9 protein-coding genes are annotated in these 15244 nt (G+C 72.2%); 6 read left to right on the forward strand and 3 right to left on the reverse strand.

The genetic code is table 11. The features are described from left to right. Nucleotides 1–16 precede the first annotated feature (16 nt). The 3 genes from QMG73_RS42255 to htpG all read left to right on the forward strand — a co-directional run bounded on the left by QMG73_RS42255 (nucleotide 17) and on the right by htpG (nucleotide 4478). The gene (locus QMG73_RS42255) at nucleotides 17–685 is read left to right on the forward strand and encodes a hypothetical protein (protein ID WP_281905229.1); all 669 of its coding nucleotides are present in this window, start codon (nucleotides 17–19) and stop codon (nucleotides 683–685) included. 136 nt (nucleotides 686–821) lie between these two features. Then, nucleotides 822–1865 (forward strand): methyltransferase, encoded by a 1044-nt coding sequence (locus QMG73_RS42260; protein WP_281905231.1) that lies wholly within the window; start codon nucleotides 822–824, stop codon nucleotides 1863–1865. Nucleotides 1866–2630: 765 nt separating this feature from the next. Then, nucleotides 2631–4478, forward strand: coding sequence for a molecular chaperone HtpG (gene htpG, locus QMG73_RS42265; RefSeq protein ID WP_281905233.1), 1848 nt, complete (start codon nucleotides 2631–2633; stop codon nucleotides 4476–4478). 127 nt (nucleotides 4479–4605) lie between these two features. Here htpG and QMG73_RS42270 read toward each other — a convergent pair whose 3' ends face one another. The 3 genes from QMG73_RS42270 to QMG73_RS42280 all read right to left on the reverse strand — a co-directional run bounded on the left by QMG73_RS42270 (nucleotide 4606) and on the right by QMG73_RS42280 (nucleotide 10258). After that, nucleotides 4606–5403: a class I SAM-dependent methyltransferase gene (locus QMG73_RS42270; protein ID WP_281905235.1), complete on the reverse strand. Its 798-nt coding sequence runs from the start codon at nucleotides 5401–5403 to the stop codon at nucleotides 4606–4608. Between the two features lie 44 nt (nucleotides 5404–5447). Next, nucleotides 5448–6878 (reverse strand): ricin-type beta-trefoil lectin domain protein, encoded by a 1431-nt coding sequence (locus tag QMG73_RS42275; protein ID WP_281905237.1) that lies wholly within the window; start codon nucleotides 6876–6878, stop codon nucleotides 5448–5450. Nucleotides 6879–7138: 260 nt separating this feature from the next. Continuing rightward, the gene (locus tag QMG73_RS42280) at nucleotides 7139–10258 is read right to left on the reverse strand and encodes an ATP-binding protein (RefSeq protein WP_407676934.1); all 3120 of its coding nucleotides are present in this window, start codon (nucleotides 10256–10258) and stop codon (nucleotides 7139–7141) included. Nucleotides 10259–10369: 111 nt separating this feature from the next. Between QMG73_RS42280 and QMG73_RS42285 the strand changes: the two genes are divergently transcribed. The 3 genes from QMG73_RS42285 (at nucleotide 10370) to QMG73_RS42295 (ending at nucleotide 15229) form a co-directional block, all read left to right on the forward strand. Then, on the forward strand, nucleotides 10370–11341 hold the full coding sequence (locus QMG73_RS42285) for an alpha/beta hydrolase (protein ID WP_281905238.1): 972 nt from the start codon (nucleotides 10370–10372) through the stop codon (nucleotides 11339–11341). A 74-nt stretch (nucleotides 11342–11415) separates the two neighbouring features. After that, a complete protein-coding gene (locus QMG73_RS42290; RefSeq protein ID WP_281905240.1) occupies nucleotides 11416–12402 on the forward strand; it encodes a helix-turn-helix domain-containing protein in 987 nt (328 codons plus the stop codon). 79 nt (nucleotides 12403–12481) lie between these two features. Next, on the forward strand, nucleotides 12482–15229 hold the full coding sequence (locus QMG73_RS42295; protein ID WP_281905243.1) for an AfsR/SARP family transcriptional regulator: 2748 nt from the start codon (nucleotides 12482–12484) through the stop codon (nucleotides 15227–15229). The last annotated feature ends 15 nt before the right edge of the window (nucleotides 15230–15244 follow it).

The following is a 15244-nucleotide window of genomic DNA, read 5'->3' on the forward strand; positions in this document are numbered from 1 at the left end:
TCATCGGAGGTGCGGCATGGTGGATCAGGCTTCCGGGGATGTCCGCGTACGGCTCTGGGTGGCCGGGGTGTCCGGAGTCCTCGCCGCCATCCTGCTGTTCTACTTCGCACACCGCGTTTACGTCGAGACGGCCTCGTACGCGGCGTACCGCGCCGGCACGCTGGCATCGGAGCCGGCGGAGGTCATGGATGCCGAGTACTACAGCGGCACTGGCGGATACGCCGGCGGAAACGCGCAGGAGGTCACCTTTCGCCTGCACAGCGGCGGTGAGCGCAGCTCCCTGGTGCGGGTCCGGGACAGGTACCTCGACGTCGAGAAGGGGAACACCGTCCGGCTGGGCATGTGGCACGGGCACCTCGTCACCGTGGAAGGCGCGTACGTGCGCACACCGTGGACACCGGGCGCCTCGCTGGTGTTCGTTCTGCTGCCGCCGGCGTTCGTGCTCGCGGTGCTGCAGTGCTACCGGCTGCTGAGGTCGCGGCGCGAGCGACCGGAACTCCTGCCCAATGACAACTCCAGCGTCTCCTACATTTCGGCTGCCGGCCTGCTCGCGTTCGGCACGGGCCTGGTCATGCTGCTCATCCAGGACGTTCCCTGGTCGGCGGTGCCGGCGTTCGTCGTGAGCGCCCTGGGACCGTTGACGTGGTTCACGGTCCGCGAGATCCGGTTGCGCCGTTCGTCGTGAGCGCGGTTACGGTCCGCGGGAACTGCGGGTGGGGCCGCGGTGAGGGCGTCGTCCACGGAGGACGTTCAGGGCTGCGCGCACCTGACGGTGGCCGGTACGATCTGATCGACATTGGACGATCACGCGGGGGGCTCGCATGTCCGATCAGCCGGCGCAGCGCGTGTTCACCCCGCCGACCCAGCCGGGCCCCGACGCGGTCGCTGACTCCGCGCCGCCGAATCCCGGGCGGATCATCGAGCTGAGCGCCGGATACATGGTGGCGAAGGCGCTGTTCGCGGCTGTCGAGTTTGGACTGTTCGCCGCCGCGGGCGAGAACGGTGCGACACCGGCGGAGCTGGCGGAGCGTTGCGGGATTCCCGAGCGGAGCGCTCGCGCCCTCGGTGACCTGCTGGCCGACGCGGGCCTGATGGTGCGCGACAGTGGCGGGTTCCGCAACGCGGCCGACACCGAGCTTTTCCTGTCCGGGCGCGGGCCGGCCGACCTGCGGCCGCTGCTGCGGTACTGGGATCAGGTCAGCTATCCGGCGTGGGAGCGCGCGACCGAGGCGTTCCGCACTCGGCGGGGTGTGCGCGGTGACCTGACCGAGGAGCAGACCGCGGTGTACGAGGCGGCCGTCGCCTCGATCACCGCTGAGACGGCCGCTGACCTGGCCCGCGAGTACGACTTCAGCGGCCACCGGCGGGTCCTCGACGTGGGTGGCGGGGTGGGCACGTTCGTGGCGCCACTGCTGTCCCGGTACCCCCATCTGAGCGCGACGGTGCTCGACCTGCCCGAGGTGGCCGTGGAGGTCGCGGCCCGCGCGGCGGCCGGGCCGCTCGCTGGCCGTCTCGACGCGGTCGGCGCCGACTTCTTCGCCGACCCGCTGCCCCGCGACCATGACGCGATCCTCGTGGCGAACGTGGTGCACCTGTTTCCGCCGGACCGCATCGCCGAGCTGTTCGGCAGGCTGCGCGAGGTGGCCGACGCGGACGCGCGCCTGCTGCTCGTCGACTGGTGGCGCACCGATATCGCGCCGCATCCGTCGGCGCGGTTCGGCGCTGGTGAGTTCCTCGTGATCAGTGGCGGAGACCTGTACCAGGTCGACGAGGTCGCGGGGTGGCTCGCTGAGACGGGCTGGCGGTTCGAGCGGTTGCAGCCGCTGCCGCCGCCGGCTGGCGTGATCGTGGCGTCGCCGGCTTAAGGCCGCGATCGGGCCGCCTTGGCGCGCGCCGATCAAGAAGCCGTGGCCCTCTGGGCCGCCATAGGTCGGTGAAAGAGGGGCAAACCAGCCCGCGCCCGTCCTTCCCCTGACGCTGCCGCCGGGTTTGAGGGGTTGGCGGCGGCGTTTTCGCCGCGCCCTGCGCGCCGATCAAGGGCAATCGCATGGATCAAGGGCGAATGCACGCGGAAAAGAGATCCAACCGCGTGCGTTCGCCCTTGATCGGCGGGAGGCGTGCGGGGCGTGGCGACACGCCGTCACCGGCGCCCGGCGGCGGGGGAGAGGACGGGCGCGGGCTGGGTTGCCCCTCCGTCAGCCACCTGTGGCGGCCCGGCGCGCGAAGGCGTCTTGATCGACGACCCTTCGCGGGACTAGGGCGAGCCCACAACCAGGACCGACATCCGAGCTACCGCGACGCCCGCCGCGCGCAAGACCGCAGCTCCCGCGGCCTCACCCACCGCGCACCCACAACCCACGCGGGCGAAGCAACAAAATCCCTGATACTGCGGCCTCCGGCTGCCGCCGAGACGACAAAAACAGGGTTCCTGCCGCCTCAGCCAGGGCCGGACGGCGAGGCGGCGACAAGCGCGGAGCGCGACCAACGCGGACAGAGCCCGCCGCAAGATCGCGCTGCGGGGTACGACGCTGATCGTGGAACGCCCCGCGTGCTCCCGAGGAACGGGGGGCCCGCGCTCGGCGAGTATTCTCTTGGGCGGCAAACGCGTGTTCGCGGAGAAGGGAGATTCGGTGAGCAGGGAAACGCTGGAGTTTCAGGCGGAGACGCGGCAACTCCTTCACTTGATGGTCCATTCGATCTACTCGAACAAGGACATCTTTCTCCGCGAGCTGATCTCCAATGCCTCCGACGCGCTCGACAAGGTCCGGCTCGAGTCACTGATCAATAAGGAGCTGCAGGTCGACACCTCCGACCTGCACATCGCGATCGATGTCGACAAGGACAAGCGCACGCTGACCATTCGCGACAACGGCATCGGCATGAGCCACGACGAGGTGGTCTCGCTGATCGGCACGATCGCCAAGTCGGGCACCGCCGAACTGTTGCGCAAGCTGCGCGAAACGACCGACGCGGGCGCCTCTCAGGAGCTGATCGGGCAGTTCGGGGTCGGTTTCTACTCGACCTTCATGGTCGCCGACCGGGTGACGCTGGTGACCCGCAAGGCCGGCGAGAGCCAGGGCACGTTCTGGGAGTCGACCGGCGAAGGCACATACGAGATCGAGACGCTCGACGAGGCGCCGCAGGGCACGGCGGTCACGCTTCACCTCAAGCCGGAAGACCGCGACGACCAGCTGTTCGACTACACCGGGGAATGGAAGATCCGCGAGGTCGTCAAGCGGTACTCCGACTTCATCGCGTGGCCGATCCGGATGGCCGGCGAGGAGCAGCCGCTCAATTCGATGAAGGCGCTGTGGGCGCGGCCGCGCAGCGAGGTCAGCGACGACGAGTACCACGAGTTCTACAAGCACGTCAGCCACGACTGGACCGACCCGCTCGAAACGATCCACATGAAGGGCGAGGGGACGTTCGAGTACGAGGCGCTGCTCTTCGTGCCGGCCCGCGCGCCTTTCGACCTCTTCTCCCGTGACGGAAAGCGCGGCGTCCAGCTGTACGTCAAGCGGGTGTTCATCATGGACGATTGCGAGGCGCTGATCCCGCAGTACCTCCGCTTCGTCAAGGGCGTCGTCGACGCGCACGACCTGTCGCTCAACATCTCCCGCGAGATCCTGCAGCAGGACCGCCACATCCAGATCGTCCGCCGCCGGCTGATCAAGAAGGTCCTGACCACGCTGAAGGACCTGAAAGCCGCCGATGGCGAGAAGTACACCACGTTCTGGAGCGAGTTCGGCCGCGTACTCAAGGAGGGTCTGCTCGAAGACCCCGACAACCGCGAGCAGCTGCTCGACCTGATCATGCTGTCCTCGACCGCGGCCGAGTCGACGTCGCTGCGCGAGTACGTCGAGCGGATGAAGGACGGCCAGAAAGACATCTACTACATGACCGGCACGTCGCGCGCGATGGTCGAGAAGTCGCCCCACCTGGAGGCGTTCCTCGCCAAGGGATACGAGGTGCTCATCCTGACCGACCCCGTCGACGAGGTGTGGGTCGAGCAGGTGAACGAGTTCGACGGCAAGCCGCTCCAGTCGGTGGCCAAGGGCAAGGTCGACCTCGACGGGGCCGAGCCTCCCGCGGAGCAGGCAGCCGGCTTCGAGGCGCTGCTGACGTGGCTGGGCGAGAAGCTGGCCGACGACGTCAAAGAGGTGCGGCTCTCGACCCGGCTGACCACCTCGGCCACCTGCATCGTCGGCGACGAGCACGACATCACCCCGACGCTGGAGAAGATGTACCGGGCGATGGGGCAGGAGCTGCCGCACACCAAGCGGATCCTCGAGCTCAACCCGGAGCACGCGCTCGTCACCGGGCTGCGCGCCGCGCACGAGGCCAACGCCGACGACCCGGCGCTGGCCGAGGCCGCCGAGCTGCTCTACGGCATGGCGCTGCTCGCCGAGGGCGGCGAGCTCGCCGACCCGCCCCGCTTCACGCGCCTGCTCGCCGACCGCCTGGCCCGCTCGCTCTAGAAATTTCGAGCTACCGCGACGCCCGTCGTGCGCCAGACCGTTGCTCCCGCGGCCTCACCGTCCGCGTCCCCACCAGCGTGATCAGGGCGTCCCTGAAGTCGTTAGGGCGACGTGAGGGACGCCCTGATCACGGCAGTGTGTGGGCCGGCGGCTTCGCGGCGCGGGTGGCGTAGTAGCCGGGCAGCCAGCCGGCGGTGGCGTCGGCGTGGTGCGGGGCCTCGTCGAACCCGGTGATCACGAAGCCGGCGGCGAGCTGCCCGCCGATCTGCTCGGCCATCGTGTGGCTGTACTCCAGCGGCGCGTTCGCTCCCCACAGCCGCTCGCGCTCCTCGGCCGGGACGTGCGTCAGGTCGCTGTACGGCAGGCGGTGGCGGACGACCAGCTCGCCGCGCGTGTCCATGGCCTCGTGGTCGAACAGGTACACGTCGGGGTTGAGGAAGCCGCACAGCAGCGCGCCGCCCGGCCGCAGCACCCGGAAGCACTCGCGCCACACGGGTGCGAGCTCGGGCACGAACAGGTTCGAGACCGGGTTGAGCACAACGTCGAATGTGGAGTCACCAAAGGCTGACAGGTCACGCATGTCGCCCAGTACCGTGCGCAGCTCCAGCCCCTCGCGCTCCGCGACCATCTGGTCCTGGGCGAGCTGACGGGGCGAGTTGTCGAAGACCGTGACCCGCGCGCCGGCCGCGGCGAGCGTCGGGCCTTGCTGCCCACCACCCGAGGCCAGGCACAAAATGTCTACATCGGACAGGTCGGCGGGGAACCACGCCCGGTCGACCGGCTGGTACCCGATGAGCACGACCGACCAGTCACCGGCGCGCGCCCGCGCGACGGTCTCGGGAGTGACCGGACGCGACCACTCGTTGCCACTCTCGACCTGAAGGTCCCACGCCGCGCGATTGTGCGCTACCGGATCAACGCTCACGGGCATACGGTAGCGCCCCGGCGGCCGCCGGGGCGCCTACCTTTTCAGCTTCTGGTCCAGGCCTGGTTGCTGTCGCCGTTGCAGGTCGCGACATTGACCGCGGAGCCGTTTCCGGTGCCCGCCGCGTTCAGGCACAGGGCCGGGTTCGCGACGCTGGTGATGGACTGGTTGGCGTTGACGGTCCACTGCTGCGACGTGGCGCCCGTGCAGTCGGTGATGACGACCGGGTCGCCGGCCGCGCCGGAGCCGCCCACGGTCATGCACTTGGTGCCGTAGATGCGCAGCTCGTTGCCCTGGACGTTCCAGGACTGGTTGCCGCCGCCGTTGCAGTCCCACAGGTCGAGCTGGGTGCCGTTGGTGGTGCTGAAGCCGGGCACGTCGACGCAGCGGCCCGATCCGACACCGCGCAACGGCTCGCCGGGCGGCGCGGGCGGCAGGTCGTTGACGGGCTCGGTCTCGCCGAAGCCCCAGCCCCAGCGCAGCCGGGCGACGCCGGTGGGGCTGTTGTCGACCAGCGTGCCGTCGGGGTTGAGCGACTCGATCGAGTACGAGTCGCCGAACCGCAGACCCGGCCAGTACACGATGCCCATCTTCAGGGCCCGCGCGGTGTTGGTGGTGGCGGCGAAGTAGGCGGTGGAGACGTTGCCGTCAGTGGCGCCGTAGTTCAGGCCGATCGTCATCGGGGAACCGGCCTCGTCGATGATGGTGCGGCTGGCATAGTCGCCGATGCGAGGCTTCAGGTTGGCGAGCCACGCCTCCTGCGTGGTGTCGCTGGCCCAGAACCCGTAGAAATGCAGTGACAGCAGCGTGCCGCGCAGCTCCTTCGCGGCGCCGACGCCGGTGACGTTGTCGTTGTAGCCGGTGCCGCTGATGACGACGCGCTTGCGCGGCACCTCGTTGTGGCGAGACAGCCACTTCGACGTGACCGAAACCCACTCGTCGAGGCTGTAGCCGAACGGCTCGTTCATCGGTTCAAAGTAGACACGCGGGTTGTCGCGGTACTGCCGCACCACGGTGTCCCACATCTTGTTCCACGCGGCGGGGTCGTCGACGAACCCGTCCTTGGCGCTGCTGGCCTCCCAGTAGCTGACAATGACCTTGAAGCCGCTGTCGGTAGCCGCGTCGATCGTCCCCCGGTAGGACCGCCACCAGGCGGTGCCCACGCTCGACGGGTTGATGGGCAGCCGCAGCGTGTTGGCGCCGAGGTTCTGCCGGAAGCCCTTCACCATCTTCTGGCTGGTGCGGTAGACCGTGCGATAGTCGTCGGTCTTCGACAGCCCGCTCGGGACCACCTCGTCCGCGGCGTAGTTGTCGCGCGGATCAGCCCAGTTGACGCCTCGGAACTCGCTGGTGTTTCCCGCGCCGCCACCCTCGACGGCGGCGTCCGCCTGCGCAGCGGTGCCGAGCAGCAGCAGGGCTACGGCGCCGACGCCGAGGGCCTTGAGCTTTCTCGGTCTTGTCCGGTTTTTTATCATTGGCGCCTCCGTGGGGTGAGGTCGACAGCAGGTGGACAGTGATGGGTCAGCGTAAGGTTGCAGTACCCCTTCGTCAATGCCCTACACAAAGCCAGGAGCAGCCCACCGACGCCGCGTCGCGACCTGCGCCTTGCGCACCGCCCTCCCAGGGTATTCGCGGCCGATTGCGTGTCCGTGTGCTCTGGGCCGAGGTCTGTAAGCCAGTGTTGATGCCACGTTTCGGTCATTAGCCACAACCCGAGCAGAAGGCTTGGCCAGGGTTAGAGGCGCCACTGGGTCGGGGTGGGTGGGGTGTAGGTGCAGGTGGCGCCCGTCGAGATGGTTTCGCGTAGGTGGGTTGCCAGCGCGGGGTGGAGCTGGTCGAGGCGCCGGAGGGTGTCGCGGATGCGGGCGGTCACGGTCTTTCGCGCGCGTTCGGCCTCGTCGCCGAGGCGGCGCCCGCGCCCGCCCAGGCCGGCCGCGGCGCGCAGCTCGTCGATGAGCGACTGCCGCTCGCGGTCCAGGTCGGCGGCGCGGGCGTCGTCGCCGCGTGCGGTGGCGCGGTCGATCTCGTCGTCGAGCTGGCCCAGGCGCCGCTTGTACTGGGCCTTCGCCTCGTCGTCGAGGATGTCGTCGCCGCCCATCCGGCCGACGGCGACGGTCACCGCGCCGCCTTCGGGGCTGAGCAGGAGCACGGCCGGGATGTCGGTGCCGGGGTGGCCGAGCAGGTGGCGCAGGTCGTGCAGGCCTTTCGCGTCGGGCATGTGGGCGTGCGCGCCCGCGTATCGAAGAGACCACACCGCGCCGTCGCGGCGGAACTCGTTGGGCGCGGGAGCGGGTGTCTCGGTGCGCAACCGCCGGACCCGGTCGACCACGTGCCGCATACCCAGGTCGGCGGCCTCGCTCTCGACGTCGTCGATCAGCGTCGCGGCGGCTTTGGCGTCACCGGGAGCGTCGCGGTCGAGCAGGACGCGAGCGAGCTGCGCGCGGGACTCGACGGACCAGGGGCGGGACTGGAGCCGGTCGGCGGACTCGGCGGCGGCGGTGAGGCCGGCGACCGCCTCGTCGTGGCGGCCGGAGGCGGCGTCGAGCAACCCTAGCCACAGGTCGGCGGGGCCACTCACGTCGCACCCGTACAGCGAGACGAGCCACTCACCGCGGTACGGCGTGAGAGCGGCGTGGGCCCGCTCGCGCAGTGCGCGGTCGTCGCTGGCCGCCGCGGTGTGGGCCTGGAAGCGCAGCCACAGCGGCTCGAAGTCGCGCGGACGCTCCTTGCCGCTGGCGACCGCCGCGGTCAGGTGCGCGAGGGCGGTGGTCGTGTCGCCGGAGTGCGCGGCCACGACGCCGGCGAGCAGGTCGGCGTGCGGGTGCCCGGACTCGACGAGCCCGGCGTGCAGCGCGGCCAGCTCGTCGAAGCGGCCCTGGAGCAGCCACGTCGCCCAGCGCAGGTGCCCCGCGACGTACTGGAAGTGCGGGTGGCTGTGGTCGGCGAACGACTGCACGGCCTTGTCGAGGGCTGCCTCGGCGTCGGCGAAGCGGCCCGTCATCGTGGCGATGATGCTGGTGTCGACGGCGGACGCGAAGGCGGAGCGGGGCCGGCCCTCGCGGGCGGTCAGGGTCAGAAACGCCCGGTACTGGTCGAGGTAGGCCGGGTCGCCCTGCTCCAGCAGCGCCACCCAGCGGAACGAGGCCGCGAAGTACTCCATGCCGCGGTCGCCGAGGCGGCGGGCGACCGCCATCAGCTCCTCGGTGAGCGTGACCCGCTCGCGAGCGGTGCCAGGCCCCCAGACGGAGTCGTGCAGCGCCCACAGCGCGAGGCCGAGCGTGTCGTCGTCGCCGCTGTCACGGGCCGCCTTGGTGAGCCGGCGCGCGAGATCGGGAACCAGGCGCGCCGCGGGCTCGGTGGCGTCTTCGCCGACCAGCACGCGGTGCACCTCGCGGAGCAGGTCGACGGCGAGCCGCGGCTCCGCGCTGGCGGAGTCGATCCGGTGCACCGTGAGCGCGACCCTGGCCAGCAGGTGCGGATCGCCGATCTGGCGGGCCAGGCCGGCGGCATCCTCGATGACGGGCCAGAAGCTCGTGATGTCGTTGTGGTGCAGGTCGGAGGCCAGGTGCAGGGCGATCACCACCCGCTGGCGCGGGTCGGCGTGGGTGGCCCGCTCGTATGCCCGGCGGTGGTGGACGATCGCTTCGTCGGTGGCCATCCGGCTGCCGGCGTCGCGCGCGGCGGCGAGCAGCAGGTCGACCACCTGGTCGTCGGGCAGCTCGTCGCCGGCCAGGTAGGCGTGGCGGGCCAGGTCGGCGGGGACCAGCTCGGCGGCCAGGGCGGGCGCGCGGTCGACGGCCCGCACCACGGCGGCGTGCCGGGCCCGTGCCGCGGCCTCGTCGAGCTCGCCGTACAGCGTCTCGCGCACCAGGTCGTGCGCGAACGCGAACCGGCCGCCGCCCAGCGCCACCACCAGCCGCGCCGCGACGGCCTGGTCGAGCAGCCGGTCGGTGTATGCCACCGGGGCGGCGGCGCTGGCGGCCAGCACCTGCCGATGGAACTCGCGCCCTAGCACCGCCGCGGTGGCGAGCGCCTCGGCGACCGGCGGCGGCAGCAGCGACAGCCGGCGGCGCAGCGCGTCACGGACGCCGGGGGCGATCGCGGTGACGGTGCCGCCGCTGTGCCACAGCCGGGCGGTCTGCTCGACGAAGAACGGGTTGCCTCCGGTGCGCCGGTGCACCTCGGTGACCAGGGACTCCTCGGGCTGGCGGCCGACTGTCTGCGCCATCAGCGCACCCACCTCGTCGCGCGTCAGGCCGGTGAGTGACACGGTGGTGGCCCGCGCGACGAGCGGCATCAGCAGCGGCCGCACCGGGTGCTCGGCGGACTCGACCTCGGCGTCGCGGTAGGTGCCGATCAGCAGCAGCCGCTCGAACCAGGTGTGCTGCGCGGCGAACTCCAGCAGCCGCAGCGACGCGGTGTCGGCCCAGTGCAGGTCGTCGAGGACCACCACGACCGGCCGGTGCTGGGACACCGCCACGAGTGCGCTGGTCACGGCGTCGAACAGCAGGAAGCCCTCGGGTGCTGGACCGGCCGGCGCGTCGCCGAGCAGGACCGCGAGGCCATCGCCGGCCACCTCGTCGGCGGCCGCCCACTCCTCGGGCGTGGCGCCCCGGCGCAGCCCGCGCACCACCTGCGTCCACGGCCAGTAACCCGGTGCGCTGCCCGAATCCCAGCAGGCGCCGCTGAGCACGAGCGCGCCGGACCCGCGGGCCTGCTCGACCGCCCGCGTGACAAGTGTGGTCTTGCCGATGCCGGCCTCTCCCGTGACCAGCACCAGACCGCCGTGGCTGCCAGCCGCCCGGCTGATCTCGGCGCCGAGCACCGCGGCGGGATGGTCGCGTCCGATCAGCACACCCCAGACCGTAGCGTCACCCTCCGACACCGCCCCGCACCCGCCAGATGGCGGGTACTTTCCGCCGCGTGGCGCTCGATCGAGCCGCGGTGCGAGCACACGATGGTGGGCATGACCGTACCGGTTGGACCTCCGCCCCCATTCGACCCCGAGCTGGCCGCCGCCCTCGCCACGATCGGTGAGCTGCCGTCCAGCCTGACCCTCGACATGATCCCGGCACTGCGCGAGAACGGCATCATGCCGACGCCCACCGACGACGAGCTGCGCCGCGGCGGCGAGTACGAGATCGAGGAGCGCGCCGTGCCAGGCCCGTCCGGCGATCCGGACATCTCACTGCTGATCTGCCGGCCGACCGGGGCGACCGGGCCGGTGCCCGCCCTGTACGCCATCCACGGCGGCGGCATGATCCTCGGCGACAACCGCAGCGGCCTGCTGGGCGCGCTCGAGATCGCGGCCGAGTTCGGCGCGGCGGTGGTGTCCGTGGAGTACCGGCTGGCACCGGAGCACCCGCACCCGGCTCCGGTCGAGGACTGCTACGCGGGTCTGGTGTGGACCGCCAAGAACGCCGCCGAGCTGGGCATCGACCCGGACCGGATCATCGTGGCCGGTGGCAGCGCCGGCGGCGGGCTCGCGGCGGGCGTGGCGTTGCTCGCCCGCGACCGCGGCGGTCCCGCCCTGCTCGGGCAGCTGCTGCTGTGCCCGATGCTCGACGACCGCAACGAGAGCCAGTCCGGGTACCAGATGGTCGGCCTCGGGCTGTGGGACCGTAGCGCCAACGAGACGGGCTGGACGGCGCTGCTCGGCGACGCGCGCGGCGGGCCGGACGTGTCCCCGTACGCGGCTCCGGCGCGGTCCACCGACCTGTCCGGGCTGCCGCCGGCGTTCATCGACGTCGGGTCGGCCGAGACGTTCCGGGACGAAGACGTCGACTACGCCACTCGCATCTGGCAGGCCGGCGGCGTGGCCGAGCTGCACGTGTGGCCAGGCGGTTTCCACGGCTTCGACGCGTTGGCACCGCAGGCCGCCATCTCCCGGGACGCTGGCGACGCCCGCCTCCGCTGGCTCCGCCGCCTCCTGCGGTGATCAGGGCGTCCCTCAAGTCGTTAGGGCGACTTGAGGGACGCCCTGATCACCGGGAGCGGTGGGAGGATGGGAGGGTGAAGGAGCTGGCCGGCAGGCTCGCCGCGCTCGATCCCGACGCGGGCGCCGCGCTGCGGGTCATCACGTACTTCGACAGCCTGGTCGAAGCGCACGCCGGGCTGGAGGCGATCGTGCGCGGGGCGGCGGTGCTCGCCGGCTGCCCGGCCCGGCTGGTCGACCCCGAACGCCGGGTGCGCGTGCGGGTCACGCCCGACGGCCAGCGCGACGACGCGGTCGAGCCGCCAGACGGTGCCTGGCTCAGCACTCCGGTGATACCGCATGGGGCGCTGTGGTTGGAGCGTGCCGGGCCCGCGGGGCCGGTCGACGCGATGGTCCTGGAGCGGGCCGCGGCGGCGGCGCGCGACGCCCTGGACCGCACCCGCGGCCGGGCGCCGGCGCCCCGCGACCCGGCGCTGGTCGAGCTGCTCTGCGACCCCGCCGCACCCGAGCCGGCGCGGCTCGCCGCCGCGCACAAGCTGGGCCTGCCCGCCGGCGGCCCGGTGCACGCGCTCGCCGTCGAGGGCGGACTCGCGAGCGTCCAACTCGCGGTCACACCGGTGGCGGGCGGCCGGCGTACCGGAGTCGGCCCCGCCGGCGCGGTGGCCGACCTGCCCCGGTCCTGGGCGGCGGCCAGGACCGCGCTGAGGTTCACGGCCGAGGGCACGGCACAGGACCCGGGGCCACGCGTCGTGTACGCGGACGAGCTGGGCGGTCTCGCGGCGCTCGCCACCGCCGTCGGGCCGGGCACGCCGCCGGTACCCGATGTGCTGGCCCTGGAGCGTGCGGCGTCGGCGGCGCCCTGGATGCTCGCGACGCTGCACGCCGTGGCGACCACGCCGAGCCTGCGCACGGCGGCCGGCACCCTCACGCTGCACCACTCGACGCTGCAGGACCGGCTCGCGCACGCCGAGCGCCTGCTGGGCTGGGGCCTGCGGGACGCGCCCGGCAAGCTCCGCCTGCAGCTCGCCCTCGCGCTCCGGAGGTTGCACCGCAACCCCGCTTGATCATCTGCCGTTGATGTATGCGCATTTGTGTGCGGTCCCCGTGCTTGACTGAGCGTGAGCGCTTCACCTCGGGGGGACGATGAGCGGGCGCGAGGTACGTTTCCTGGTTTTGGGGCCCTGGGAGATCCACCAGGGCGATCGTCCGGTGCTGGTGCCGGCGGGGCAGATGCGCGTGCTGCTGGCGTCCCTGCTGGTGTCGGTGGGCCGGTCCGTGGCGGCGGACACGCTCGCCGAGCGACTGTGGCCCGAGCACATGCCGGTGCACTCGCGCGCGACCGTGCACACCTACGTGGCCCGGCTGCGCCGGCTGCTCGGCCAGGGCGTCATCGAGACCACGCCGGGCGGATACCGGCTCGCGGTGCCGCCGGACCGGATCGACCTGTGGCAGTTCCGCGAGCTGATGGCCGACCCGGGCACCTTGCGGTCGGCGCTCGCGTTGTGGCGCGGGCAGCCGTTCACCGGGGTCGAGTCGAGCTGGCTGGACCGCGAGGTGGTGCCCCGGCTGCGCGAGGAGTGGTTCGCCGCCACGGAGCGGCGGATCGACCTCGACCTGGAGACCGGCAACCCCGGCGCCCTGGTGCCCGAGCTGCGCGACCTGACCCGCCAGTACCCGACCCGCGAGTCGCTGTGGCTGCGGCTGATCGACGCGCTGCACCGCTCCGGCCGGCGCGCCGAGGCCCTGGAGGCGTACCGGCGGGTGCGCACCATCCTCATCGACGAGCTCGGCATCGAGCCCGGTGAGGCGCTGCAGCGCACCCACCAGCGGGTACTGCTCGACGGCGCGGCCACGGCGCTGGTGACCGCCACCCGGCAGCTCCCGCACGACGTGGCGCACTTCAGCGGTCGCGCCGAGCTGGCTCACCTCGACGCGCTGCGCCCGGTGCTGGACGGTGAGAACCGGCGGCTCACCCACGTGGTGGCGATCGACGGCGCACCCGGCATCGGCAAGACCACGCTCGCCGTGCACTGGGCGCACAAGATGGCGTCCGCGTACCCGGACGTGCAGCTCTACCTCAACCTGCGCGGCCACGGTCCGGGCGAGCCCGTGTCGGCGTCGTCGGCGGTCGAGACGCTGCTGCGCGGGCTGGGCGTCCGCAACGACGTGATCCCGCCCAACGTCGAGGAGCGGGCGGCGCTCCTGCGCGGCACCCTCGCCGGCCGCCGGGTCCTGCTGCTGCTCGACAACGCCCGCGACGAGGACCAGGTACGGTCGCTGCTGCCCGGCGGCGACAGCCTGGTGATCGTCACCAGCCGCAACCGGCTCGGTGGACTGTCCATCAGGGACGGTGCGCACCGGGTCACGCTCGGCCCGCTGCAGCCGCGCGAGGCGCTGTCGCTGCTGGCCGCCGCGTTCGGTCCGGATCGGGTGGCCGCCGAGCGCGACGCCGCCACCCGCCTCGTCGAACTGTGCGACGGGCTGCCGCTCGCCCTGGCGATCGTCGCCGAGCGCGCGCAGGGCGTCGGCGGGCTCACCGAGGTGGTACAGGCGCTGGTCGACGAGCGGGTCCGCTTCGACGTGTTCGGTGACGTGTCGGCGGACCTCACCGGAGGCGGTGACCCGCACGCCGACCTGTGGGCCGCGCTGTCCTGGTCGTACCGGGCGCTCGGCGACGCGGCGGCGGCCATGTTCCGCAAGCTCGGGCTGCACCCGGCCGGTGACATCGGGCTGGACGCGGCGGCGGCGCTGGCCGGCGTGCCGGTGCGGCTGGCCCGGCAGGCTTTGGCGCAGCTCGTCGCCGCCCACCTGGTACGCGAGCCGCGGCCGCAGCGGTACGAACTGCACGACCTGATCCACTGGTACGCGACCGAGCAGGCCGCGCGGCACGACACCCCTGCGGAGCGGCGGGCGGCGGTCGGCCGGGTCATGGACTGGTACCTGCACACCGCCGTGCACGCCGACGTCCACCTGCTGCCGCACCGCCGTCGCGACTTCGTGGCGCCGTACGAGCCGGAGGTGACGCCGCCGCGCTTCGCGGACGCGGGGGCGGCGATGGCGTGGTTCGAGCGGGAGTACGACACGCTGCGGGCGGTGGTGTCGTGGGCCGCCACGAACGGCTGGGGCGGGCACGCGTGGCGGATCGTGACCGCGTTCTCCACGTTCTTCGACCGGCGGATCGCGTGGCGGGACGCCATCGAACTGCACGAGGTGGCGGTACGAGCAGCCAAGGCGGCCGGTGAACTGGCCGGCGAGGGGTACGTGCGCAACGCGCTCGGCTCCATGCACTACCTCAAGGGCGACCCGGACGCGGCGATCAAGAACGTGCGGCGGGCGCTCGACTGCTTCCGGGACGCCGGCCACGGGCGCGGCGAGACAATGGCGCTGGGCAACCTCGGGCTCATGTACGCCGACCGGGGCGACCACCTGGCCGCCCGGCGGTACGCGGAGCTGGCACTGGAACGCTGCGAGGTCATCGGCTACGACCGCGGCCGGGCGCTCAACCTCGACAACCTCGGGGTGGCGCTGTCGGCCGGCGGCGAGCACGACCGGGCCATCGCGTGCCACCACCGGGCGGAGGAGATCAACCGCGAGGTCGGCGACGCCAACAGCGAGGCCATGAACCAGCATCACCTCGGCAAGGCGTACACCGCGCTGCGCCGGCACCGGGACGCGCTGCGGGCCTTCCGGCGGGCCGCCTCGACGTACCGCAGGCAGGACAACCGGCGGCTGGAGGCCCTGGTCTTCGCCGACGCCGGGCGCACGCTGCACCGGGCCGGGCACGCGGCCCTGGCCCGGGGCGTGTGGGCGGCGGCCCTGGCGACGCTGAAGGAGTTCAACGACCCGCACGTGCTGCGGGTGCAGGAGGAGATCGCGGCGACAGGTCTGTGAAAGGCGCCTCGTGGT

It is taken from the genome of Phytohabitans aurantiacus (assembly GCF_027923225.1).
Lineage (GTDB): Bacteria > Actinomycetota > Actinomycetes > Mycobacteriales > Micromonosporaceae > Phytohabitans > Phytohabitans aurantiacus.